Annotated in this window: 29 protein-coding genes and 1 tRNA gene; 19 read left to right on the top strand and 11 right to left on the bottom strand. The window is 60.6% G+C overall.

The window, feature by feature from the left end; all coding sequences use genetic code 11:
* The first annotated feature begins 27 nt into the window (after positions 1-27).
* The 9 genes from DSM110093_RS15915 (at position 28) to recO (ending at position 6,271) form a co-directional block, all read left to right on the top strand.
* Complete coding sequence (locus DSM110093_RS15915; RefSeq protein WP_243265981.1) at positions 28-684, top strand: DUF2062 domain-containing protein; 657 nt, start codon at positions 28-30, stop codon at positions 682-684.
* Positions 685-783: 99 nt separating this feature from the next.
* Positions 784-1,536, top strand: coding sequence for a pyridoxine 5'-phosphate synthase (locus tag DSM110093_RS15910; protein WP_243265980.1), 753 nt, complete (start codon positions 784-786; stop codon positions 1,534-1,536).
* A 114-nt stretch (positions 1,537-1,650) separates the two neighbouring features.
* Positions 1,651-2,094, top strand: a complete 444-nt coding sequence (locus tag DSM110093_RS15905) for a PA2169 family four-helix-bundle protein (protein ID WP_243265979.1) — start codon at positions 1,651-1,653, stop codon at positions 2,092-2,094.
* 148 nt (positions 2,095-2,242) lie between these two features.
* A complete protein-coding gene (acpS, locus tag DSM110093_RS15900; RefSeq protein ID WP_243265978.1) occupies positions 2,243-2,647 on the top strand; it encodes a holo-ACP synthase in 405 nt (134 codons plus the stop codon).
* A gap of 132 nt (positions 2,648-2,779) precedes the next feature.
* A complete protein-coding gene (gene lepB, locus DSM110093_RS15895) occupies positions 2,780-3,616 on the top strand; it encodes a signal peptidase I (protein WP_243265977.1) in 837 nt (278 codons plus the stop codon).
* Positions 3,613-4,299 carry a ribonuclease III gene (rnc, locus tag DSM110093_RS15890; protein WP_243265976.1) on the top strand — a complete coding sequence of 229 codons (687 nt, stop codon included), beginning with the start codon at positions 3,613-3,615 and terminating at the stop codon, positions 4,297-4,299. Before lepB ends, rnc begins: the two co-directional genes overlap by 4 nt.
* The gene (era, locus tag DSM110093_RS15885) at positions 4,296-5,204 is read left to right on the top strand and encodes a GTPase Era (RefSeq protein ID WP_243265975.1); all 909 of its coding nucleotides are present in this window, start codon (positions 4,296-4,298) and stop codon (positions 5,202-5,204) included. Before rnc ends, era begins: the two co-directional genes overlap by 4 nt.
* A 15-nt stretch (positions 5,205-5,219) precedes the next feature.
* Complete coding sequence (locus DSM110093_RS15880; protein ID WP_243265974.1) at positions 5,220-5,549, top strand: DUF1491 family protein; 330 nt, start codon at positions 5,220-5,222, stop codon at positions 5,547-5,549.
* Entirely contained in the window at positions 5,549-6,271 is a 723-nt protein-coding gene (recO, locus tag DSM110093_RS15875) for a DNA repair protein RecO (protein WP_243265973.1), read from the top strand. Before DSM110093_RS15880 ends, recO begins: the two co-directional genes overlap by 1 nt.
* On the opposite strand, the gene DSM110093_RS15870 is transcribed toward recO, so the two are convergent.
* Together DSM110093_RS15870 and DSM110093_RS15865 are read right to left on the bottom strand one after the other, a co-directional pair.
* Entirely contained in the window at positions 6,255-6,647 is a 393-nt protein-coding gene (locus DSM110093_RS15870; RefSeq protein ID WP_243265972.1) for an META domain-containing protein, read from the bottom strand. The two genes, recO and DSM110093_RS15870, sit on opposite strands and share 17 nt — an antisense overlap.
* A gap of 68 nt (positions 6,648-6,715) precedes the next feature.
* Complete coding sequence (locus tag DSM110093_RS15865) at positions 6,716-8,398, bottom strand: acyl-CoA dehydrogenase family protein (RefSeq protein ID WP_243265971.1); 1,683 nt, start codon at positions 8,396-8,398, stop codon at positions 6,716-6,718.
* 142 nt (positions 8,399-8,540) lie between these two features.
* On the opposite strand from DSM110093_RS15865, the gene DSM110093_RS15860 reads away from it, so the two are divergent.
* Complete coding sequence (locus DSM110093_RS15860; RefSeq protein WP_243265970.1) at positions 8,541-9,305, top strand: sulfite exporter TauE/SafE family protein; 765 nt, start codon at positions 8,541-8,543, stop codon at positions 9,303-9,305.
* Positions 9,306-9,710: 405 nt separating this feature from the next.
* Here the strand turns inward: DSM110093_RS15860 and DSM110093_RS15855 are convergent.
* A tRNA-Ala gene (locus DSM110093_RS15855) sits at positions 9,711-9,786 on the bottom strand.
* A gap of 93 nt (positions 9,787-9,879) precedes the next feature.
* Positions 9,880-10,209 carry a TIGR02300 family protein gene (locus tag DSM110093_RS15850; RefSeq protein WP_243261631.1) on the bottom strand — a complete coding sequence of 110 codons (330 nt, stop codon included), beginning with the start codon at positions 10,207-10,209 and terminating at the stop codon, positions 9,880-9,882.
* Between the two features lie 111 nt (positions 10,210-10,320).
* Here DSM110093_RS15850 and DSM110093_RS15845 point away from each other — a divergent pair, with 111 nt between their 5' ends.
* Entirely contained in the window at positions 10,321-11,022 is a 702-nt protein-coding gene (locus DSM110093_RS15845; RefSeq protein ID WP_243265969.1) for a SprT family zinc-dependent metalloprotease, read from the top strand.
* Here the strand turns inward: DSM110093_RS15845 and DSM110093_RS15840 are convergent.
* Together DSM110093_RS15840 and DSM110093_RS15835 are read right to left on the bottom strand one after the other, a co-directional pair.
* The gene (locus DSM110093_RS15840) at positions 11,019-12,140 is read right to left on the bottom strand and encodes an aminodeoxychorismate synthase component I (protein ID WP_243265968.1); all 1,122 of its coding nucleotides are present in this window, start codon (positions 12,138-12,140) and stop codon (positions 11,019-11,021) included. The genes DSM110093_RS15845 and DSM110093_RS15840 overlap by 4 nt on opposite strands.
* Before the next feature lie 8 nt (positions 12,141-12,148).
* Complete coding sequence (locus tag DSM110093_RS15835; RefSeq protein ID WP_243265967.1) at positions 12,149-12,442, bottom strand: Dabb family protein; 294 nt, start codon at positions 12,440-12,442, stop codon at positions 12,149-12,151.
* 125 nt (positions 12,443-12,567) lie between these two features.
* Here DSM110093_RS15835 and DSM110093_RS15830 point away from each other — a divergent pair, with 125 nt between their 5' ends.
* Positions 12,568-13,218: a GntR family transcriptional regulator gene (locus DSM110093_RS15830; RefSeq protein WP_093927938.1), complete on the top strand. Its 651-nt coding sequence runs from the start codon at positions 12,568-12,570 to the stop codon at positions 13,216-13,218.
* A gap of 182 nt (positions 13,219-13,400) precedes the next feature.
* Positions 13,401-13,847 (top strand): GNAT family N-acetyltransferase, encoded by a 447-nt coding sequence (locus tag DSM110093_RS15825; RefSeq protein ID WP_243265966.1) that lies wholly within the window; start codon positions 13,401-13,403, stop codon positions 13,845-13,847.
* Here the strand turns inward: DSM110093_RS15825 and DSM110093_RS15820 are convergent.
* On the bottom strand, positions 13,844-14,806 hold the full coding sequence (locus DSM110093_RS15820; RefSeq protein WP_243265965.1) for an acetyl-CoA carboxylase carboxyltransferase subunit alpha: 963 nt from the start codon (positions 14,804-14,806) through the stop codon (positions 13,844-13,846). The genes DSM110093_RS15825 and DSM110093_RS15820 overlap by 4 nt on opposite strands.
* A 158-nt stretch (positions 14,807-14,964) precedes the next feature.
* Positions 14,965-15,924, bottom strand: a complete 960-nt coding sequence (locus tag DSM110093_RS15815; RefSeq protein ID WP_243265964.1) for an L-malyl-CoA/beta-methylmalyl-CoA lyase — start codon at positions 15,922-15,924, stop codon at positions 14,965-14,967.
* 257 nt (positions 15,925-16,181) lie between these two features.
* Here DSM110093_RS15815 and dgcN point away from each other — a divergent pair, with 257 nt between their 5' ends.
* The 3 genes from dgcN to DSM110093_RS15800 are packed head-to-tail and all read left to right on the top strand — an operon-like array spanning position 16,182 to position 19,014.
* Positions 16,182-17,183, top strand: coding sequence for an N-acetyltransferase DgcN (gene dgcN / locus DSM110093_RS15810; protein ID WP_243265963.1), 1,002 nt, complete (start codon positions 16,182-16,184; stop codon positions 17,181-17,183).
* A gap of 2 nt (positions 17,184-17,185) precedes the next feature.
* Complete coding sequence (gene dgcA, locus DSM110093_RS15805; protein WP_243265962.1) at positions 17,186-18,151, top strand: N-acetyl-D-Glu racemase DgcA; 966 nt, start codon at positions 17,186-17,188, stop codon at positions 18,149-18,151.
* A gap of 2 nt (positions 18,152-18,153) precedes the next feature.
* Complete coding sequence (locus DSM110093_RS15800) at positions 18,154-19,014, top strand: D-amino-acid transaminase (protein WP_243265961.1); 861 nt, start codon at positions 18,154-18,156, stop codon at positions 19,012-19,014.
* Positions 19,015-19,017: 3 nt separating this feature from the next.
* Here the strand turns inward: DSM110093_RS15800 and DSM110093_RS15795 are convergent, their stop codons facing one another.
* Positions 19,018-19,461, bottom strand: coding sequence for a DMT family transporter (locus DSM110093_RS15795; protein WP_243265960.1), 444 nt, complete (start codon positions 19,459-19,461; stop codon positions 19,018-19,020).
* A 106-nt stretch (positions 19,462-19,567) separates the two neighbouring features.
* Here DSM110093_RS15795 and DSM110093_RS15790 point away from each other — a divergent pair, with 106 nt between their 5' ends.
* Positions 19,568-20,026 (top strand): MaoC family dehydratase, encoded by a 459-nt coding sequence (locus DSM110093_RS15790; protein WP_243265959.1) that lies wholly within the window; start codon positions 19,568-19,570, stop codon positions 20,024-20,026.
* A gap of 17 nt (positions 20,027-20,043) precedes the next feature.
* Here the strand turns inward: DSM110093_RS15790 and DSM110093_RS15785 are convergent, their stop codons facing one another.
* Together DSM110093_RS15785 and DSM110093_RS15780 are read right to left on the bottom strand one after the other, a co-directional pair.
* On the bottom strand, positions 20,044-21,030 hold the full coding sequence (locus DSM110093_RS15785; RefSeq protein WP_243265958.1) for a calcium-binding protein: 987 nt from the start codon (positions 21,028-21,030) through the stop codon (positions 20,044-20,046).
* A gap of 138 nt (positions 21,031-21,168) precedes the next feature.
* Positions 21,169-21,480 (bottom strand): DUF1244 domain-containing protein, encoded by a 312-nt coding sequence (locus tag DSM110093_RS15780; protein WP_243265957.1) that lies wholly within the window; start codon positions 21,478-21,480, stop codon positions 21,169-21,171.
* Positions 21,481-21,633: 153 nt separating this feature from the next.
* Here DSM110093_RS15780 and pyk point away from each other — a divergent pair, with 153 nt between their 5' ends.
* Positions 21,634-23,079, top strand: coding sequence for a pyruvate kinase (pyk, locus tag DSM110093_RS15775; RefSeq protein WP_243265956.1), 1,446 nt, complete (start codon positions 21,634-21,636; stop codon positions 23,077-23,079).
* Positions 23,080-23,106: 27 nt separating this feature from the next.
* Entirely contained in the window at positions 23,107-23,331 is a 225-nt protein-coding gene (locus DSM110093_RS15770) for a hypothetical protein (protein ID WP_243265955.1), read from the top strand.
* Positions 23,332-23,382 lie beyond the last annotated feature (51 nt).

Raw genomic sequence — 23,382 nt, 5'->3', positions numbered from 1 at the left:
ACGAAACGCCGATACTGGACCTGATTCTTGATTTTCAAACGCCGCGATCCGAAACCGACCCTGCGCGCGCTGGCCGAGTTTCTGTGGCCGCGCGGCGGTTGGACGCGTGCGTTTCACTATGTCAAACACCGGATGCGGCGGCTGCCTGACAGCCCCGAGCGTATCGCGCGCGGTATCTGGGCCGGGGTCTTTACCACCTTCACCCCATTCTACGGGCTGCACTTTATAGTGGCGGCGCTAATCGGGCGGGTGATGCGTGCGAATATCCTCGCCGCGCTTATGGCCACCTTTTTCGGCAATCCGTTGACCTATGTTCCCATCGGCATCGCTGCCCTGCAAACCGGTCACTGGATCCTTGGTGCGCCAGTGGCCCCAACGGCGCATCGGTCATTTGGTGGCAAATTCCTTGATGCAGGGCGCGACCTTCAAGAGAACTTTTTCGCGATTTTTACTGATGCCAGCATGGATTGGTCGGGGCTGACGATCTTTTTTCATCAGGTGTTCTACCCCTATCTGGTTGGGGGCATCCTGCCGGGGATGATCTGCGCCACCATTGCCTATTACATCTCTGTTCCGGTGCTGCGCGCCTATCAAAAGCGGCGGCGCGGCATGATCAAGGCCAAGTTTGAGGCGTTAAAGCACAAGGCTTCGCAGAAGGCCGAGGCCAAGCGCCACGCCGACTGAGGCGCCGCCTGCATCAAATTTTCGGAAAAAGGGCTTCTCCCTATGGGGTTGGCAAAAATTCCGACCTATGGTCACGCCAATGATGCGAGAGGAAACAACATGGCTGACCAACCAAAGCTGAGATTGGGCGTGAACATCGACCACGTGGCGACCGTGCGTAATGCGCGGGGCGGGGCGTACCCTGACCCATTGCGCGCTGCCAAGATTGCGGAAAAGGCCGGGGCTGATGGCATCACCGCGCATCTGCGCGAAGACCGGCGGCATATCTCGGACGCCGATATCGAAGGGTTGATGGAGGTCCTGTCAGTTCCGCTGAACTTTGAGATGGCAGCCACCGACGAGATGCAAAAGATCGCCCTGCGCCACAAACCTCATGCCGTTTGCATCGTGCCGGAAAAACGCGAGGAACGCACAACCGAAGGCGGTCTGGAAGTTGCGCGTGAGGAAAACAAACTGGCCCATTTTATCGCGCCGCTGCGCGAAGCGGGCAGCCGCGTGTCGATCTTCATTGCCGCAGAACCCGCCCAGATCGAAGCGGCTAACCGCATCGGGGCCGAGGTGATCGAGCTACATACCGGCGCCTATTGCGATGCATTCTCGGAAGGCCGCTGGGACGAGGCCGATGTCGAGTTGAAGAAACTTCGCGACATGTCGACTTTCGCGGCGTCCTTGGGGCTTGAGGTTCACGCGGGCCACGGGCTCACCTATGACACGGTTACCCCCATCGCCGCCTTTCCAGAGGTGCGCGAACTTAACATCGGGCACTTCTTGATCGGAGAGGCGATCTTTCTTGGGCTAGAACCCGCCATAACCGAAATGCGCCGCCTGATGGATGAAGCCCGCGAAAGGTAATTGACACTTTGCCGGGGGCGGCGGAAAGCCACTCATTCGCTGCCCCTGCATGGACCCAAATTCGCTCTGCCGCGTTGTGCTGCCAGACTGGTTAACAAAACCTAGGAGGCACCAATGAGCGACCATATCGAGACACTGAAAAAACTTCACACCCGCCTGATCGACAGCCGCGACGGCTATCGTGAATCCCGCAAAGAAGTCTCTGACGAAGCACGATTTGTAGGCTTTTTTGATCAGCGTATCGCCGAGCGCGAGACGTTTCACACCGAATTGCACCGCCAGTTGGGCGTAGACGGGGTGGACGTATCCGAAGAGGGCTCAGTCGCTGCTTCGGCACATCGTGGCTGGGTCAAGCTGCGCGATGCGGTCACAGGCGATGACGAAGCAGTCTATGACGAGATCATCAACGGCGAATCCGCATTGGTCGAAAACTACGACGATGCGATCAAGGCGACCGCTGGCCATCCCGGATATGAGTTTCTGACAGAGCAGCGTGCCTCTGTTCAGCGCGCAATTGACGAGGCGAAGGCCGAAAAGGCCCGTCACGCCGTCGCCTAAGCCGGGCAACGCAAAATTCAGATTAGCGCCGTCCCGCCCTGCGGGGCGGCGTTTTCATATGCTATTGCTGCTTTTCCTTGGCAATCGCGCATGATCTATTGCCCGCATTGGGCGTTACGGCGCCATCACGCGACAAGAATGGCACCCCATGATCCTCGGCATCGGCACTGATTTGGCAAATATTGAGCGTATCCAAGGCACGCTTGACCGTTTTGGTGACCGTTTTCGCAACAGGGTCTTCACCGAAATTGAGCAGCGTAAGGCCGAGCGCCGCCGCGATGTGGCGGGCACCTATGCCAAACGCTGGGCCGCGAAAGAGGCATGTTCCAAGGCGCTTGGCACCGGGCTGCGTATGGGCATCGCATGGCGCGATATGGCCGTCAGCAACCTGCGCACCGGTCAACCGGTGATGGAAGTGACGGGCTGGGCCGCTGATAGACTCGCCGCGATGACCCCGCCCGGGCATGAGGCGATCATCCATGTGACCCTGACCGACGATCACCCATGGGCGCAGGCATTTGTGGTGATCGAAGCGCGCCCGCTTGCCGATTAAGCTCAGATAGACTGGCGTGCCACGCCGTTTCGCATCATATCCACGCGGGGCAGGCCGTTCGGCGCCCGCTTCACTTGACTTGGCCCGCGGCGGCGATCATGTAACCCCAAACCGATATGTCAGGAGCGCCGCATGGCCGCCAAGGAAAAAACCGGCAACGCCTTTGTCGAAACCATCAAGACAATCTTTTGGGCGCTGCTGATCGCCGGTGTCTTTCGGACCCTGTTCTTTCAGCCCTTCTGGATCCCTTCCGGTTCGATGAAAGAGACGCTGTTAATCGGTGATTTCCTTTTTGTGAACAAGATGGCCTACGGTTACTCCTATGCGTCTTGCCCCAGCTTGATGCTGCCCGGTGTCGGGGTCGAGATTGATGCCAAAGATGTCTGCGGTGTTTTTGATGGCGACAACGAGCGTCTGTTTGGGTCCGAGCCTGAGCGCGGCGATGTGGTGGTCTTTCGTCACCCCGTCTCGGGCCGCGACTACATCAAACGCCTGATCGGTTTGCCGGGTGATAAAGTACAGATCCAAAACGGGATCATCAGCCTGAACGGCACCCCGGTCGAAGTCGAAGACGCAGGCACCTTTGAAGAGGTCATGGCCCCTCAAGGTCCGCAGCAGTTGCGTCCGCGCTGTGAAAACGGACCCGTTGGTCAAGGTGGCACCTGTGTTAAAGGCCGCCAGATCGAAACGCTGCCCAATGGCGTGTCGCATCCGATCTTGAACATCACCAACCAGCAGTCGGACAACACGGGCGTCTATACCGTGCCTGAGGGGCATTACTTCTTTATGGGCGACAACCGCGACAACTCTGCCGATAGCCGTCTGGCGCAGCGTGCGGGGGGCGTGGGCTTCGTCCCGTTTGAGAACCTGATCGGCCGTGCGGATCGCATTGTGTTCAGCTCTGCCGGACGCTCCATGTTGTTTTTCTGGACATGGCGCAGTGATCGTTTCTTTGAAGCTGTCAGATGAAATTAAGCGGTGACCTAAAAGCCTTTGAGGCGCGGATCGGCCATAGTTTCGCCAAGCCGGAGTTGTTGGTCCGTGCCGTGACCCATGCCTCCATGTCCTCGGCCAACCGTGATGACAACCAGCGGTTGGAATTTCTGGGTGACCGGGTGCTGGGGCTGGTGATGGCTGAGGCATTGCTGGCGCTTGATCCCGGCGCGACCGAAGGGCAATTGGCGCCGCGTTTCAATGCGCTGGTGCGCAAGGAAACTTGCGCCGATGTCGCGCGTGAGATTGATTTGGGCAAGGTGTTAAAGCTAGGCCGGTCTGAGATGATATCAGGCGGGCGGCGCAAGCAGGCCCTCTTAGGCGATGCCATCGAAGCGGTGATCGCGGCGGTCTATCTTGATAGCGGCTTTGAGGCTGCTAAAGGGTTGGTTCTCCGGCTGTGGGGCAACCGTCTGAAGACCGTTAAAGAAGATGCGCGTGACGCCAAGACCGCGTTGCAGGAATGGGCGCAGGCGCGCGGGCTGAACCCGCCGCGTTACGACCAGACAGACCGCAGCGGCCCAGACCATGCGCCGGTCTTTACCATTACAGCGCGGCTCGACAACGGCGCCGAAGCCGCTGCCACTGCGCCCTCAAAACGCGCCGCCGAACAGGCCGCCGCCACCACGCTGCTGCGGCAATTGGAGAAGAACTCATGACCACCCGTGCCGGATTCGTCGCCCTGATCGGAGAGCCTAACGCGGGCAAATCCACGCTGCTGAACCGCATGGTGGGGGCCAAGGTCTCGATCGTGACGCACAAGGTCCAAACCACCCGCGCCCGCATTCGTGGCGTTGCGATGGAGGGGGAAACGCAGCTTGTTTTCGTCGACACGCCCGGCCTGTTCCAACCGCGCCGCCGTCTTGACCGTGCCATGGTCGCCGCCGCTTGGGGCGGCGCTGCGGATGCGGATGTGATCGTGCTGCTGATCGAAGCACACCGTGGCATGACCGAGGGCGTGGAGCGTATACTTGAGGAGCTTGGCAACATCGCCAAGGGCCGCCGCGTGGCGCTGGCGATCAACAAGATCGACCGCGTTGAGGCACCTGTATTGCTGGGTCTGACCGAAAAGATGAACGCAGCTTTCGATTTCACCGAGACTTTCATGATCTCCGCCGAGCGTGGCCACGGTATCGACACACTGCGCCAGTGGTTGGCGGGAGAGGTGCCGGAAGGCCCATGGCTCTACCCCGAAGATCAGATCGCCGACCTGCCGATGCGCAATATCGCGGCCGAGATCACCCGCGAAAAGCTGACCCTGCGTCTGCATCAGGAACTGCCCTATCAGCTAACGGTTGAGACAGAAAATTGGGAAGAGCGCCCCGACGGCTCCGCCCGGATCGACCAGTTGGTTTACGTCGTGCGCGACGGTCACAAGGGCATCGTCTTGGGCAACAAGGGCGAGACGATCAAAGCCGTGGGCAAAGCCGCCCGCGAAGAGCTGGAAGAGTTTCTTGGTCGCAAAGTACATCTGTTTTTGCAGGTCAAGGTTCGCGCCAACTGGCTGGAAGAGGCAGAGCGCTATTCCGAGATGGGCTTGGATTTCAAAGATGGCAACGACTGAGCGTAAAGGCCAGCCATGCCCCGTCTGACCGCGCGTTTCTGGGTCGATGCCTATCTCACCCGGCTGCGGTTGCAGGACATCCCCGCCTTCGTGGTCGCGCATGGCGACGACACCGGCGGCGCGGTGCTGGTCAAGTTGGCTACGCTGGATGGCCGCGCGATGCTGTTCCATCGCTCCTTTGATCTGATGACTGGGGACCGAAAGTGGATCGAGCTGGCGTCTGGCGACGAGGCGGAGGTCGATGCCACCGTTACCCGCCAGCGCGGGTTCGATCCCGACCTTTGGGTGATTGAGGTGGAGGATCGGCAGGGCCGGCACCTCTTGGATGAGCCGGGGCTCAGCTGATGGAGTGGCGCGATCAAGGCATCCTGCTGAGCGCGCGGCGACATGGTGAGACTTCGGCGATCATTGAGGTTTTTACCCCCGAACAAGGCCGCCACGCTGGGATCGTCCGCGGAGGCACCAGCCGCAAGATTGCGCCTAGCCTGCAACCCGGCGCACAGCTTGACGTGGCATGGCGCGCGCGGTTGGAGGATCATATCGGTGCCTTTACCGTCGAGCCGCTGCGCAGCCGCGCTGCGGTGGCCATGCAGAACCGTCTGGCACTTGCGGGCCTGAATGCGGTGACCGCGCTTTTGTCCTTTTGCCTGCCCGAACGCGAGCCGCATCCCGCGCTCTACCGCCGCACCGAGGCGCTGCTTGACATGCTGGGGCAGGGGGATGTCTGGCCGCTGGCCTATCTAAAATGGGAACTGCGTCTGCTGGAAGAGATGGGCTATGCGCTCGATCTGGAAAGCTGTGCGGTGACGGGGGTGACAGAGGGGTTGATCTATGTCTCGCCCAAGTCTGGCCGCGCCGTTTCGGCCAAGGGCGCGGGGGAATGGGCTGACCGGTTGTTGCCCTTGCCTGCGGTGCTGGATGGGGGCGCGGGCAGTGATGCGGAAATCGCGCAGGGCTTGGTGACCACGGGCCATTTCCTGACCGCGCATCTGGCCCGCGATCTGGGTGGCAAACCTCTGCCGGAAGCCCGCGCACGCTTTATTGATGCCTTCAGTCGGCGGCTTTGAAGATCAGTCGTTCGCCGCTTTCATCCGACAGGATCAGCGTGTCGCCCAACACGTCTGAAATCGTCACATCCCCCAATGCATTCAGAAACGCCGTCTCTGCCGCGAGGTCCGGGCAGGCGCGGCGCGTGGCGGCGATATGACCCGCGTCGAACCACGGGTAAGGCACCGTCATCGCGGCGCTATAGGCGTTGCAGGGCGCTTCTCCGGCGATCTTGCCGGTCTCTGGGAAGGTCAGCGTGGCGCGGGCGTCGAAGGGGGCGCCGTCCAGTTCCACCAAGGTCCATGTCTTATCGCCCGCCCCGTAGGCACGAACGGTCTCATCGCCCTGACATTGCGGTAGGGCGCTGAGGGCGGCGAGGATCAAGAAGCTGCGCATGGGCTGTCCTTTGGGTGGAAAACGCCGCCTATGTCTCTGACAGAAGCGGCGCTTGCAACCCCGGAGCGTCAGCCCAGAAGACGGCGCGCGATAACCTGCGCTTGGATTTCCGCCGCACCCTCAAAGATGTTCAAGATCCGTGCGTCACAAAGCACTCGGCTAATCTTGTATTCCAGCGCAAAACCGTTGCCGCCGTGGATCTGCAAGCCGTTGTCGGCGGCGGCCCAAGCGACCCGCGCGCCGAGCAGTTTCGCCATGCCTGCTTCGACATCGCAACGACGGCCAGCGTCCTTCTCGAAGGCGCTGTAATAGGTCAACTGCCGGGCGATCATCAGTTCCACCGCCATCATCGCCAACTTGCCCGAAACGCGGGGGAAGTTGATCAGCGATTTGCCGAATTGCTTGCGGTCTTGGGCGTATTGCATTGAGATATCGAGCGCCGATTGCGCCACACCGATGGCACGCGCAGCGGTTTGGATACGGGCGGATTCAAACGTCTCCATCAGTTGTTTGAACCCGCGCCCCTCTTCGCCGCCAAGAAGGTTCTCGCCCTTCACCTCGAACCCGTCGAAGCCAAGTTCGTATTCCTTCATGCCGCGGTAGCCCAGTACCTCGATCTCTCCGCCGGTCATGCCGGGGGTGGGAAAGGGGTTGGCATCATCGCCGGGTGTCTTCTCGGCCAAGAACATCGACAGGCCACGGTGGTCTGTCGTTTCAGGGTCGGTGCGTGCCAGCAGGGTCATCACATGGGTCCGTGCGGCATGGGTGATCCATGTTTTGTTACCGGTCACCTTATAGTCGTCGCCGTCCTTTACCGCGCGCGTGCGCAGGCTGCCGAGGTCCGAGCCGGTGTTCGGCTCAGTGAAGACCGCCGTAGGCAGCGTTTCCGCGCTGGCAATGCGGGGCAGCCATTTTTCTTTCTGCTCAGTCGTACCGCCGCAGAGGATCAGTTCCGCCGCGATTTCCGACCGGGTGCCGAGGGAGCCGACGCCAATATAGCCGCGAGAGAGTTCTTCGCTGACCACGCACATCGACGCTTTGGTCAGGCCCAGCCCGCCGTATTCTTCGGGAATGGTCAGGCCGAAAACACCCATTTCGGCCAGTTCTTCGATCACCTCAATGGGGATCAATTCGTCTTTCAGGTGCCAGTCATGGGCGAAGGGTTCGACCTTTTCGACCGCGTAGCGGCGGAACTGGTCGCGGATCATCTCAAGCTCTTCATCAAGGCCGCTGACGCCGAAGGTCACATCGGCGCTGCGTTCCTGCATGAGTTCAACCAAGCGGCTGCGCGCGGTCTGCGTGTTGCCGCTTCGGGTCAGAGTGGTGAGCGCCGGATCGTCAAGCGTGGCTTCGTCCTCAGCGCTCAGCCCCAGATCTTGCAGGCGCAGCATTTCGCCTTGGTTCATCTGAATGCCGCCACGGATCTGGCAAAGGTATTCGCCAAAGGCGATCTGGTGTAGGAGCCCTTCGACTTCACCAAAGCGCCCGTCACCCTGTAGGCGCTCTGCCCAAAGCTGCATCTGGCGTAGCGCCTGCACATAGGTGGCGAGCCACGCAAGCCCGTGCGCTGCGGTCTGGTTGGCCTCGATCAGCTTGGCCGAGACGCGATCCCCCTCGCTCATCTGCGCACGGACGGCGGCAGTGGCTTTCTCGAGCAGCCGGTCCAGCGGCGGCAGCGCCGCGCCGGTCAGCCCGATTAGATCGTCGAGAATTACGCTATGCATCGTCATATCCTGACCGTCATGTGCCATGATCTGTCCTTTCTTGCTTGGGGCAGACATAGCGCCTTCGCAGTTGCAGCACAACAAAGATACGTTTTAATGCTTATTTTTGTTTTTATATTGCGTAACAAATTTGCTCGTGCGGCTGCCGCCGGGCCTGCTATGTAACGGCATGAACAGTATTTTCCCCTTTCTCACCCCGTTCGAGTTTTACGCAGCTTTGGCCATTGGTCTTTGCGGTGGTTTCGTCAAAGGCGTTGTCGGATTCGCCCTGCCGTTGGTTCTGATTTCCGGCCTAACGACCTTCATGGCGCCAGATTTGGCCCTTGCTGGTTTGATCCTGCCGACGGTTCTGGCCAATGCCTTTCAGGCCTTGCGCCAAGGTCCGAGGGCGGCGGCAGGTTCCATTCGATTGTTCTGGGTATTTCTGCTCTGCGGCGGCATCACACTGGTTCTTTCTGCCCAGATGGTGCGGGTGATTCCCGAGGAGGCAATGCTGCTGGCCATTGGTGTTCCGATCGTCTTTTTCGCGTTGCTGCAACTGTCGAAGTATAAGTTTCATCTGGCGCAACGTTCTACGCGGGTCGAGGCATGTGTCGGTGCGTTTGCTGGTGCGGTCGGCGGCGTTTCCGGCGTTTGGGGGCCGCCAACGGTTGCGTATCTGACCGCGCTTGGCACCCCGAAGCACGATCAGATGCGGATTCAGGGGGTGATCTATGGGCTGGGCGCGGTGGCGCTGCTTGGGGCGCATATGGGATCGGGTGTGCTGAACGCGCAGACTTGGCCGTTCTCGGCGCTGTTGCTTGCACCTGTGATGCTGGGCGTTTGGCTCGGCGGCATGGTGATGGATCGGGTCGATCCGGTCCTGTTTCGCAAGATGACGCTGCTGGTGCTGATGGTTGCAGGGCTGAATTTAATCCGACGCGCGTTGTTCTGAGCGGGTCTGGTCGTGAGCGTAAGGCGCGACAGGCTCTCATCTCCTATCCCAATGGGTTTGCGATTGGGAAAGGTTTGGTGTGCCCTAGGCAATGCACATCATGAGCGTGGCATTGTGACAATAGGCGAGACAGATCGCCGACCAGTAGGCAGGGGGTAGCCTACAGACTTTGATCGCAGAGCATCGTTTGCAGTTGCGAGATAGCGTCGTATCGTTTGTAGGGGTTGTTGCGCTGCACTCTCATCGCTTCTTCGAAGCGATTGCCGCGCGACGCCTTTTGCCTTGCAAAAGGCTTGGTGGAGCCTAGCGGGATCGAACCGCTGACTCAGAGTAGCCGCGAAGCGGATGCGCGTCAGTCAGTCTCTCTATCGGGCGATACATATCTTACATCAGAAAGGGGGGTGATGGTGGAGCCTAGCGGGATCGAACCGCTGACCTCCTGCATGCCATGCAGGCGCTCTCCCAGCTGAGCTAAGGCCCCATCGTGGATCGTGTGATCCGGGTCGTTATGCGCCGCTAACTAGGCGCTGGCGGCGGCGGGATCAAGCGGAAAATTGAACCCGCCGCCGATTAATTAGTCTTCGTCGTCTGACGCGACTTCGGCGATATCGTCGAGGGGAACTGTATCCTCGTCGTCATCGTCGTCGTCCAGCAGATCGTCGTCGAGATCCACATCAACTGTATCGTCGTCATCCACGAGGGAATCGTCGTCTGCCTTATCGCCTTTCTTGGCTTTGGCTGTGACCGCATCCTCGGCATCTGCCGCGATCATGCGGGACTTGGAGTTGTCGACCGCGACCTCTTCGCCCGTGTAGGGGCTGATGATCGGATTCTTATTGAGGTCATAGAAGCGCTTGCCCGTAGTGGGGCACAGGCGCTTGGTTCCCCATTCTTCGTTGGGCATGAAACACCCCTTTATAATATTGCTGTTGCGTGTAGATGATTCCGGCCAAGTGCCATATGAGGGGGGCACTGTCAAAGGCTTTGGCCTCTATCTAGGGACGTTGCTCCGGTAATGAAAGACCCTGTGCTGCCCGGCAACCCGCCGATTCCGTTGATCTTGCGCCGTTCGGCCCGTGCCCGGCGCATCTCTTTACGTATTTCGCAGTTGGACGGGCGGGTGACGCTGACCATGCCCAAACGCCTGGCCGAGCGTGAAGCGCTGGCCTTTGCCGAGACCAAGCAAGGCTGGATTCGCCAACACCTTGCCGCGCGGGGCGAAGACGTGATTGTCGGCTCGGGGGCAGAGGTGCCGGTGGGCGGTAAGGTACTCATGGTGCGCAGCGGGCAGGGGCGTGACCTACACGGGAGGGGCGTGCGGATCGGCCCAGAAGAGATTTTCGTGCCCGGCCCGGAAGACAGCATCGGCAAACGGCTTGCGGCACATCTGCGCGAAGTGGCGCGGGACCGGTTGGCTGTCGCCTGCGACGATTACGCCGCATTGCTCGGTAAGTCCTACAATCGGATCACCCTGCGCGATACGCGTTCCCGCTGGGGATCGTGCACCAGTGATGGTGGGCTGATGTTCTCATGGCGGCTGATCATGACACCGCCCGAAGTGCTGGATTACGTCGCCGCCCATGAGGTCGCCCATCTGGCGCAGATGAATCATTCCCCGGCGTTCTGGGCCGAGGTCACGCGGATTTACGGTGATTATCAGGCCCCCCGCCAATGGCTGCGCGACCATGGCGGGGCGCTGCATCGTTATCGGTTCTAGGGCAGGGTCGCGAACCGTGCCTTTAGCAGCGCCTCGGCATATTCATCCTCGGCAGTGCTGTCATGTACTACACCACCACCTACATTCAGCCGCAGCCGTCCATCGGCGTGGCAAGTTGCGGTGCGAATCGCCACGTTGAACTGCATCGCCCCTGAGGGCGCAACCCAGCCAACAGCGCCGCAATAGGCATCGCGTGGAGCAGGTTCTAACGCGCGCAAGATTTGCATGGCGCGGATCTTGGGCGCACCGGTGATGGAGCCACAGGGGAAAAGCGCGTGGAAAATATCTGTCAGGCGCGTCCCCGGCAAAACCTGTGCTGTGATGCGCGAAGTCATCTGATGCAGGGTATCATAGGTCTCGATCTCGAACAGCTTCGGCACCTCAACGCTGCCCACCTCTGCAATCCGGCTTATGTCGTTGCGGAGCAGATCAACGATCATCAGGTTTTCCGCCATGTTCTTTTCCGAAGCGACGAGGTCGGCGCGCAGCTTGGCATCCTCAACAGCATCTTGCCCGCGCCGCGCGGTGCCCTTCATCGGACGCGCGGTCAGGTGGCCATCGGCAGTCAGCGCAAAGAACAACTCGGGCGAGCGTGACAGCAACACTGGCCCCCCAAGGTCAACAAATGCGCCATGCTCAACCTGCTGGCGCTGGCGAAGTCGGGCATAAAGGGCGGCAGGCGTGCCACTATAGCGACCCTCCAACCCGAAGGTCAGATTGGCCTGATAAATATCCCCGGCAGTGATGAAATCCTGCACCTGCACAAAGGCGGCTTCATATTGGGCAAAGTCCCAATCCGGGGTTAGGGCCGATAGACTGGCCGCGCCCGCGTCATCCTTAAAGCTGTGCGGCTCCGGCCCCTCAAACACCCCGAAGTGCAACAAGGGCAGCCCGCGCTTGGCAGGCATCAAATCACTCAGTTTCGTCGACCCGAGGTAGCCCAACTCATAGCTTGCATAGCCCGCCAGCCACGCGCCCTCTGCCTGCGCTTTTTCGAGCGCGTCAAAGGCTGTGGGCACGTCCTCGGGCGACTGCGCGCTGATGATCCGCTGCGGCGCTCGAAAGGCCGTTCCTTGCCCCAGCGGGCCGGTGTCAAAGAGGACGCAGAGGTCAGACATCTCGCGCCTTAAAAGTCCGCAGGCATGCGTATGTCGCGTAGGGGGCGCACGATGTCGATGGATTCTTGATAGATCGGATGCGCCTTATAGGCGGCAAGTGCCTCCGCATCGGGGAACTCGGCGTAAACCACCACATCCACGTCCCCTGACAGCGCATCAACACGAGTGTTCTCACAGATTTCGAAAGTTGTTGAGTGGGGGATATCGGCCAGTTTCCAAAGCCCCGCTACGATGGTGGGAATGTCCTTTGGGTCTTTAGCTGAGAAAAAGACCACATGGCGGATGAAATTTCGTTTGGTCAAGGCGCATCTCCTTTAGCGGTTTGAACCCCGATAAATCGCCTCAGGGGCCGCGACAACGGGTGATTGGCCCGTGGTCTCAAAATGCCGCGCTTGACGGGTGGCTCATTTGTGATCACAAGCGCATCATGAACCTCAGCCCCCGCCCTGTCGAGGCCACGCCGCTGGCCCATGATCGTGTCTACCGCCGCCTACGCGCGCGGATCATGCATGGCGATCTGCCGCCCGGTCATGCGCTCACCCTGCGCGGTATTGGCAAGGAATACGAGGTCTCGATGACGCCCGCCCGCGAAGCGGTGCGGCGGCTCGCGGCAGAGGGGGCACTGACAATGTCGACCTCGGGGCGCATCTCTACGCCCGAACTCAGCAACGAGCGGATTGAGGAATTGGCAGCGCTCAGGGCGCTGCTAGAGGTTGAACTGGCCTCGCGTGCCCTGCCACGCGCGCATATGGCGCTGATTGAACGGATGCAGACGATCAACACCAATATCGCCGAGGCCGTGGCGCACCGCGATGCGGTCAGCTACATTCGCACCAATCTGGAATTCCACCGAACGCTTTATCTGCGCGCTCAGGCGCCTGCGATGCTCGCCATGGCAGAGACCGTCTGGCTGCAACTCGGCCCCACCATGCGCGCGCTCTATGGCCGCCTGCGCCGGACAGAGCCGCCGCATTTCCATCGACTGATCATCGCCGCTCTGCGCGCCGGGGATGAGCCGGGACTGCGGCTGGCGGTGCGCTCTGATGTGACCCAAGGCCTGCGGATGCTGGCAAGCTAATCCAGGCTTAGCCTCCGCTTGACAGCCGGTCGGCACAAGCGCATGACATAGCCATGGAACAGACCTGCCTCAAAACAGTCTATTATCCCCGCTCCTAATCGGCGCGGCCCTTTTCCTATACCCCCAAGCCGCCACAGCGCGGCTTTGCTTGTCTCCCTGTGGTAACCACAAAGAGAGACAATATGCCCCCCATTCGACCTGCTGTTAAATCCGACTTACCAATGGTTCTTGATCTGGCCCATGCGCTGGCCGCCTACCACGGCGACGCGGCCACGCTGACATTGGCCGCGCTGGAACGTGACTGCCTCGGCGAAGCCCCTTGGGTGACGCTGTTAGTGGCCGAAGGTGCGACGGGACTGCATGGATATGCCGCGCTCTGCCCCCAGACGCAGTTGCAATTCGGCGCAAGGGGCATGGACCTGCACCATCTCTTTGTCTGCGATACTGCGCGTGGGCGCGGCATAGGCAAAGCGTTGGTGGCGGCCGCGCTGGAGCACGCTGAGGCGCAGGGGTGTAGCTATGTCACTGTAGGGACGGGTACGCAAAACCGGCGCGCGCAGAGTTTCTACCGCGCTGCCGGTTTTGACCAGATCACCCCTGATCCGCGGTTTCGGCGGCGTCTGGCCTAGGCCGCCAGACCCTTGCGGCCCATCTCAAGGAACTTGGTCCGGCGGTCTTTGACCAGCGTTTTGCCATCTTTACCGTCAAGGTCTTTAAGCATCGTCTCAATCGCTTTGCCTACGGCCTTGATGGATTGCGCAGCATGACGATGCGCGCCGCCCATCGGCTCAGGAATGATCTGATCAATCACGCCAAGGGTCTTAAGCTCTTCGGCGGTCAGGCGCATCTGCTCGGCGGCTTCGCGCATCTTTTCGCTGTCTTTCCACAGGATCGACGCACAGCCTTCGGGCGTGATGACGGAATAGACCGAATGCTCCAACATTGCGACGCGGTTCGCCGTGGCAAAAGCCACCGCCCCGCCAGAGCCACCCTCGCCGACGATCACGCTGATCAACGGTACACCGATCTGCAGGCATTTCTCGGTCGAACGGGCAATCGCTTCGGATTGGCCGCGCTCTTCGGCACCCTTGCCCGGATAAGCACCCGGCGTGTCCACGATGGTGACAACGGGCAGATTAAATTTGTCGGCCAATTCCATCAAACGCACCGCTTTGCGATAACCCTCAGGGCGGGCCATGCCAAAGTTTCGCTCGATCCGGCTTTTGGTATCATTGCCCTTTTCATGGCCGATAACCATGACCGGCTTGTCATTAAAACGTGCCAGCCCACCCATCACGGCCAGATCGTCAGCAAAGTTGCGATCCCCGGCCAGCGGTGTGAACTCGGTAAACAGCGCTTCGATGTAATCTCTACAATGTGGACGTTCGGGGTGACGCGCCACTTGGCATTTGCGCCAAGGCGTCAGCGACCCATAGAGGTCTTCCAGCATCCCAGCGGCTTTTTTATCCAGCGCGCGGGCCTCGTCGGTGATGTCCATCTCTTCGTTGGACCGGGCCAGCGCCCGCAGCTCTTCCGCCTTGCCTTCAATCTCGGCCAGTGGTTTTTCGAAATCCAGATATTGGGTCATTGCATGCTCCGGCTAGTTGCTTTCGTATATGGAGCGCCGCGCGCCGGTTTGCAACGCGGGTTTGCCAAGCAGGCAAGCGCACGCCCTTACCACTTCATCCTTTTTCAAATACCCGCGGGGGTCCGGGGGCAGCGCCCCCGGCGGCTGGCCGCAGTCGCTCAGCCCCCGGCGATCATCTCGGACTGCCGCACCACAACCTCGGCCTGTTTAATGCTGGCGATGTCCACCAGACGCCCCTTATAGACAGTCGCGCCCTCACCCTTCGCCTTGGCCTCTTCCATCGCCGCGAGAATCTCCCGCGCCTCGGCCACGGCCTCTTCGGAGGGCGTGAAAACCTCGTTGCTCAGCGCGACCTGTTTGGGGTGGATCGCCCATTTGCCCACCATACCCAATGTCGCCGACCGCCGCGCCTGCGCGCGGAAACCCTCGTCATCCGAAAAATCGCCAAAGGGCCCGTCGACCGGCAGTACGCCATGGGTGCGGCAGGCGGCGACGATGGCGGCCTGCGCCCAGTGCCATGGGTCGGACCAATGCTTCTGCTCACCGCGCTGCATGTAATAGTTCTCCTGCGTACCGCCGATCCCGGTGGTCTGCATGCCCATGGAGGCCGCGAAATCCGCAGCTCCCAGCGACATTGCCTGCAAGCGCGGAGAAGACGCGGCGATCTCTTCCACATGGGCGATGCCAGCGGCGGATTCGATGATGACTTCAAAGCTGATCTTCTTCTCGCGCCCCTTGGCGGTCTCGACCGCCGTCACCAGCGCGTCGACGGCATAGACATCCGCCGCGCAGCCCACCTTGGGGATCATGATCTGATCAAGGCGCGGCCCGGCCTGTTCCAGCAGCTCCACCACGTCACGATACCAATAGGGCGTGTCCAACCCGTTGATCCGGACCGAAAGCGTCTTCTTGCCCCAGTCGATCTCCGAGATCGCCTTGATGATATTGGCGCGCGCGCTGTCTTTGTCCGAGGGCGCGACGCTGTCTTCGAGGTCAAGGTTGATCACATCGGCATCCGAGGCCGCCATCTTTTCAAAGATCGCCGGGCGGGAGCCGGGGCCGAACAATTGGCAGCGGTTCGGGCGGGCAGGGGCGGCAGGCTGAATGCGGAAGCTCATGGGGCACCTATGGGTAATTTTGTTTCATCATGCGTCTTCATTCTGGTATGAAATTGCGCCGCCAATCGCAAGGAGGTTTTCGCAGTCGCAGCATTTCGATGATTTTTGTGGCCTTGCGGCGCAGCGCACGAATTTTGCGCAACCAGCGGTAATTTGTGGGAAATGCTGCGCATTTGCATGCAGATGCGTCGACAACGCCACGCACTTGCGTATTCTCGCGCGCAATATGCGGACAAACTCAATGCCGGAGGCTTGCCATGATCAAAACCCCCTATCTGCTCTTTCTGGGCGACGCGCCTGACTCTCTGTCCGCCAAGGTCGCCCAAGGCATCAAGGACTGGCGGCCCGACAATGCGGTCGGTCAGTTCCGCATGGAAGGCTGCAAGGCCGACATCGGTCTGCAAGACATGACATTGGCCGAAGCGCGCGAGGCAGGGGCCGAGACATTGGTCATCGGCGTCGCCAATCGTGGCGGTAAGATCAGCGCGGCTTGGAAAGAAGTGCTGATCGAGGCTCTGAACATGGGCTTCGACATCGCCTCGGGCCTGCACAACCTGCTGCGCAACGAAGCCGATCTGGTCGCCGCCGCCAAGGCGAGCGGCACAACCCTGCATGACGTGCGCGTGCCCAGCGTCGAATATCCCATTGCCGACGGCAAGAAACGCAGTGGCAAGCGGGTCTTGGCCGTGGGCACCGATTGCTCGGTCGGGAAAATGTACACCGCCCTCGCGCTGGACGAGGCGATGCGCGAAAAGGGCATGAAAAGCACCTTCCGCGCCACCGGCCAGACCGGTATCCTGATCACCGGCGAAGGCGTGCCGCTGGATGCGGTGATCGCCGATTTCATGGCCGGGTCGGTGGAATATCTCACCCCCGACAATGATGATGACCATTGGGACATCATCGAAGGGCAGGGCAGCCTGTTCCACGTCTCCTACTCGGGCGTGACCATGGCGCTGATCCACGGCGGCCAGCCCGATGCGCTGATCCTCTGCCATGAGCCGACCCGGACCCATATGCGCGGCCTGCCGGAATACTCCCTGCCCAGCATGGAGGCCGTGCGCGACGTGGCGCTGACACTGGCCCATGTGGCGAACTCTGCCTGCAAGGTCGTCGGCATTTCGGTCAACACCTACCACATGTCCGAGGCCGAGGCGGATGCCTATCTGGCCGAGGTCGAAGAGCGTCTTGGCCTGCCTGCGGTCGATCCCTTCCGCCAAGGTGCTGCGCGACTGGCCGATGCGCTGGCGGCGCTGTGAGCATGCAGATCGACGTTACCGCAGATACGTTCAAACTGGCGCAGGTCTTTACCATCAGCCGTGGTTCGCGGACCGAGGCCAAAGTGCTGACCGTGCGCATCACCGATGGTGGCGTGACCGGCTGGGGCGAATGTGTGCCCTATGCCCGCTACGATGAAACGCTCGAATCGGTCGCGGCTGAGATCAACGGCCTGCCTGACGATATCACGCGGCAAGCGCTCATTGATCTGCTGCCGGCGGGTGCTGCCCGTAATGCAGTGGATTGCGCGCTGTGGGATCTGGAGGCCAAACGTGCGGGCAAGCGCGTTTGGGAACTGGCCGGGCTGACCGCGCCGGGGCCGGAAGTCACAGCCTATACCCTGTCACTGGACGACCCCGAAGCGATGCGGGCGCAGGCCGCGAAACATAGCCATCGGCCCCTGCTTAAGATCAAGCTCGGCACGCCAGATGACATGCCCCGGCTCGAAGCCGTGCGCGCAGGTGCGCCCGATGCCACCATCATCATCGACGCCAATGAGGGCTGGTCGGCAGAGGTCTACGCCGACCTTGCGCCGCATCTGGTGCGCCTTGGTGTGGCATTGGTGGAGCAACCCTTGCCCGCAGGGGACGACGACGCGCTCTTGGGCATGGACCGCCCCGTACCCGTCTGCGCGGATGAAAGCTGCCATGACCGCGCCAGCCTGCCGGGCCTCAAGGGCAAATACGATGTGGTGAACATCAAGCTCGACAAGACCGGCGGGCTGACCGAGGCGCTGGCGCTGCGCGATGCGGCACTTGCCCAAGGCTTCGACGTGATGGTCGGTTGCATGGTCGGATCGTCGCTGGCAATGGCTCCGGCGACGCTGGTCGCCCAAGGTGCGAAGGTCGTGGACCTTGACGGCCCGCTGCTTCTGGCCGAAGACCGCGACAATGCTTTGAAATTCGACGGCGCGGGCGTGCATCCCCCCGCCGCCGCGCTCTGGGGGTGACCATGCGAACTGTCTATGTAAACGGCGAATACCTGCCCGAGGATCAGGCCAAGGTCTCGATCTTTGACCGGGGATTCCTGATGGCGGATGGGGTCTATGAGGTGACGAGCGTGCTGGACGGCAAGCTGATCGCCTTTGGCGGCCACGCCGAACGGCTGACGCGCTCGATGAACGAACTCGACATGCGCGCGCCCGCGACGACCGAGGAGCTGCTGGAGATTCATCGCGAATTGGTGCGGCTGAATGACATCAAAGACGGGCTGATCTACCTTCAGGTCACGCGCGGGTCGGATGGTGACCGCGATTTCGCCTTCCCCGATCCCGACACCACCGCGCCGTCGCTGGTTCTGTTCACCCAGTCGAAACCGGGTCTGGCCGACAACCCTGCCGCCCGTGATGGCATCCGCGTCATCAGCATCGAAGACATCCGCTGGGGCCGCCGTGATATCAAAACGGTGCAGCTTCTCTACCCGTCGATGGGCAAGATGATGGCCAAGAAGGCCGGTGTCGAAGACGCTTGGATGGTCGAAGACGGTTTCGTCACCGAGGGCACATCGAACAACGCCTATATCGTGAAGGACGGCAAGATCGTCACGCGCGAGACCTCCAGCGATATCCTGCACGGCATCACCCGCAAGGCGGTGCTCGAACTGGCCCGTGAGGCGCAGATGCAGGTGGAAGAACGCAGTTTTACCATCGAAGAGGCGCAGCAAGCGGATGAAGCGTTTGTGACCTCGGCCAGCGCTTTTGTGACCCCCGTGGTCGAGATTGACGGGGCCAAGATCGGCAGCGGCACGCCGGGCAAGCTGGCGCCTCGTTTGCGTGAAATCTATCTCGAAGAGATGCGCAAAACCGCGATCTGAGCTTTAGAACCGCGATAAAACCAGCCCCGCCGCCACCAGCGCGGCGGCGGCGATGCGGGTGGGGGTGATGGCCTGCACCGTCAGGCCTAAAAGCCCCGTCGCATCAATCACCAGTGCTGCGCTGAGTTGGCCGAGGATCAGCGCCGAGATCACTGTAAGCGCCCCCAGCGTCGGGATCGACCAGAGCACCGACCAGACGTAGAATGCTCCCAGCACACCACCCAGCAGCATGACCGGCGAAGCCGAAGCCGCGCGGGGCAGGGCGCCCAACTCGCCCCGCAGCAGCAGCACCGCCAGCAGGATCGCCAAACCCACGCCAAAGGACACCGCCGCCGCAGCGACCCCGCTGCCGATGTTGCGGCCCAAGGCGGCGTTGATCGGCGTCTGCAACGCCACGGCGGCCCCTGCGACGGCCACGATGATAAGAGCGAGGATTGGGGTGTTCATGATGTCTCCGCTTTGGTTTCATCCAGCATGAGAGATGTCCCGCCGGGCGCAAGGGCTTTCGCAGCTACGGGCCGCGCGGCTAGACTGGCGCAAACAGGAGGCAGTGATGCGCAGAGAGATTGACCGGGCAGAGATGGAAGCCGCCGTGGGCCGTGAATTGGGCATCTCGCCTTGGTTCATGATGGATCAGGCGCGGATCGACGCCTTTGCCGATGTGACCGAAGATCATCAGTTTATCCATGTCGATCCGGTCCGCGCCGCAGATACCGATTTCGGCGGCACCGTGGCGCATGGGATGCTCACTTTGTCGATGATGTCTGGCATGGCTTACGGTGCGTTGCCGACGATTGCGGGGGCAAAGGCGTCGATCAACTATGGGTTCGACAGCGTGCGGTTCATAGCGCCTGTGCATTCAGGCAAGCGTATCCGAGGGCGGTTCACATTGGCCGAGGCGCAGACGCGGGGGCGGGGCAACCTGATGACCCGTTTCGCCGCCACGGTTGAGGTCGAGGGAGCAGAGCGGCCCGCGCTTAAGGCGGATTGGCTCGTACTCTACCTGTTTTAGCGGCCCCCTGTTTGCGGTTAGGCGGCGATTTCCACGAGGCTGATGTTCGGAATGTCCGCCTCGCTTAGCCCTTCTAATATGCCGAGGGTCACGCCCGTTCTTTGCACCAAAACGGCTGCGCGATCTGGGTCGTGGATCAACTCCACCAGATCGGTTGAATATGTATCGATGGAGAGTAGATCGTCGTCGGTATTGAAATCGGTGATTATGATCGCTGGTTCTTCGGCATAGTCCGAATGATTGAGGCTAAAAAGGTCTTCGCCGTCGCCGCCCGTGCCTATGTCGCCATCATCAAGCAGTAGATGATCGTTGCCTGTCCCGCCATCGACCGTATCAGGGGAGCTGGTGCCGTCCAACGCGCGGATCACGTCGTCACCCGCTTCACCATAAAGCGCGTCATAGCCTCGGCCTTCGAGGATGACATCATCGCCCGTCCCACCATAGACCGTATCATTGCCCCAAGTCACCAAACCATAGGCCGCGCCGCTATCGTCGCCCTCACCCATGTAGATTAGATCATCACCATACCCCCCGGTAAGCGTGTCGTTGCCCGCGCCGCCGATCAGCGTGTCATCGTCGTTCTCGCCGCTTATATGGTCATCGCCCGCGCCGCCATCGATGCTATCATCGCCATTGCCGCCGATGCCGCGATCTGCACCGTCGCCCAAGGTGATCGTGTCATCGCCGAAGTCACCCCAAACCCGGTCGTCGCCACCACGGGAGTCGATAACATCATCGCCCTCGTGGCCTGCGATATCATCGACGTTGCCACTTCCGGTAATCGTATCTTCGCCCTCACGCCCCGCTATAAATCCGCCATCATCCCGCGCGACGATGATGTCATCGCCATCGGTGCCACGAAAGGATTCGACACCATCGGGCACAAACAAAGTATCCGGCGGCTCGGGCGGGTCTTCGGGGCGATCCTCTTCTGAATCGTTGTCGATGATATTGAAGATAAGGCCGAGGCCCAACAATGCAGGTAAAGCGAAAAGGGCAAGCATGGTGCAATCTCCTGAAAAGAATGCGTTGGATGCTTGCCCGGATGTAAGTTTCAATCAAGCCGCATGTAAGCTTTTTGTCTCTTCCATGCGGTCAATGATGAGCTTGAATCAGGTATTGTTTCGATTCGCTGGCCTAATTTAGCTCTTCCCGACGTTTTCCTCGAAGGCAGTCTTGAACGCCTCTTTCTGGCTGTCCTTCGCGTCGGTCTGATAATTGGCTTTCCAATCGTCCATGGTCATCCCGTAGAACAGTTCGCGCGCCTCGTCTTTGCCCATCTCGATGCCACGCTCGTTTGCGGCCTCTTGATACCAGCGCGACAGGCAGTTGCGGCAAAACCCGGCGAGGTTCATCATGTCGATGTTTTGTACATCGGTTCGGTCTTCCATCAGGTGCTTTTGCAACCGGCGAAAGGCGGCGGCTTGCAGTTCGATCTCTTGTTGGCTGGGCATGGCAGCTCCTTTTCATAATGCTGGACGGCATGGCGATAGGCCGTCATTCTGATGAAACCTTTGACAGGCACACATCGGGACGGTAGGCCATCGACAAGTCGATGTTACCGTTAACATTCCCCGTGGGGCGACACAGGATACGAAGGAACAGATATGAGACGTTTGCGCAATGTAAAGATCGTGGCCACTTTGGGGCCAGCCTCGGAAACACGCGAGGTGATCGGGGCATTGCACGAAGCGGGGGCGGATGTCTTTCGGCTGAACATGAGCCACGGCAGCCACGACGAGATCCGTGAAAAACATCGTATCATCCGTGAGATTGAAAAAGAGACCGGCGGCGCGATCGGTATTTTGGCTGACCTTCAAGGGCCAAAGCTGCGCGTCGGCGTGTTTGAGGGGGACGGCCCCACGTTGGAAGAGGGCGCTGCCTTCCGGCTGGACCTTGATGAAACACCGGGCGATGTGAACCGCGTTTGCCTGCCGCATCCTGAAATTTTCGCGGCGTTAGAGGCGGGCGCGAGTCTGCTGGTTAACGATGGCAAAATCCGTCTGAAGGTGCGCGACTGTGGCCCCGATTTCGCGAATTGCGAGGTGGTGACAGGCGGTGTGATTTCGAACCGTAAGGGCGTGAACGTGCCCGACGTGCTGCTGCCGCTGGCCGCCCTGTCGGAAAAAGATCGGGCAGATTTGGAATTCGTTTGTGAGTTGGGTGTCGATTGGCTTGCGCTGAGCTTTGTGCAGCGGCCCGAAGATGTGACCGAAGCGCGTGATCTGGTCAAAGGTCGGGCGGCGATCCTGTCCAAAATCGAAAAGCCCGCCGCGGTCGAGCGTTTTGAGGCGATCCTTGATGTCAGCGATGGCATCATGGTGGCGCGTGGCGATCTGGGTGTGGAGCTGCCAGTGCAGAACGTGCCGCCGATCCAAAAGCGTCTGGTGCGCAAATGTCGCGCGGCAGCCAAGCCGGTGATCGTGGCGACTCAGATGCTCGAATCGATGATCGAAAGCCCGATGCCCACCCGCGCCGAGGTGTCTGACGTGGCCACCGCGATCTATGAAGGCGCGGACGCCGTGATGCTGAGCGCCGAGTCCGCTGCCGGCGATTACCCACTGGAAGCTGTGGCAACGATGGACAATGTCGCCCAAGAAGTTGAGGCCGATCCGACCTACACGCAGATCATTGAATCCTCGCGTACCGCTGTGCGTACCACCGTGGCCGATGGCATCGTCGCCGCCGCGCGTGAGATTGCCGAGACGACGGACATTAAAGCGATTTGCTGCTTTACACAGTCCGGCACCACCGCGTTGCTGACCGCACGCGAACGGCCCCGTGTGCCGATCATCGCGCTATCGCCGCTGGTGAATACCGCCCGCCGTCTGGCGCTAAGCTGGGGAACGAACTGCATCATCACCGATGGGCATGATCGGTTTAAACTCGCTGTCCTCAGCGCGGCACGCTCTGCTTTGTCAGAGGGTTACGCCGGACCAGAGGATCATATTGTCGTGACAGCAGGGGTGCCCTTCAACGTCCCGGGCAGCACCAACATCCTGCGCGTGGCCCCCTGCGACGAACGTTTGATTTACGCGTCTGATCCGGAGTAACCTTTCCCGAACAAGGGGAGGGTGCGCATGAACTCTGATTTGGCGATGGTTGTCGGCATCGTTCTAGCGGTGTTGTCGATCCCCTCGATACTCTCTGCGGTGACCGACCGTCGGTCGCCGCGCGTTTCGACCATCACGATCATGATTGCCGGGGGGCTAATCGTTTACGCGTTGCGGGAAAATCCGGGGCGCTATTCGTTTGAGAACCTGCCGGATGTCTTTGTTTCGGTCGCGGCGGATTTGTTGCCCTAGGCCCTTCGAGCGCCCCCTCAAAACCTCTTGCATCCTTGTCCGAGCGCGCCT

It is taken from the genome of Sulfitobacter sp. DSM 110093, from assembly GCF_022788715.1.
Taxonomy (GTDB): Bacteria; Pseudomonadota; Alphaproteobacteria; order Rhodobacterales; family Rhodobacteraceae; genus Sulfitobacter.
Note: the sequence above shows the minus strand (reverse complement) of the source record. Positions and strands in the feature narration are given on the sequence as shown.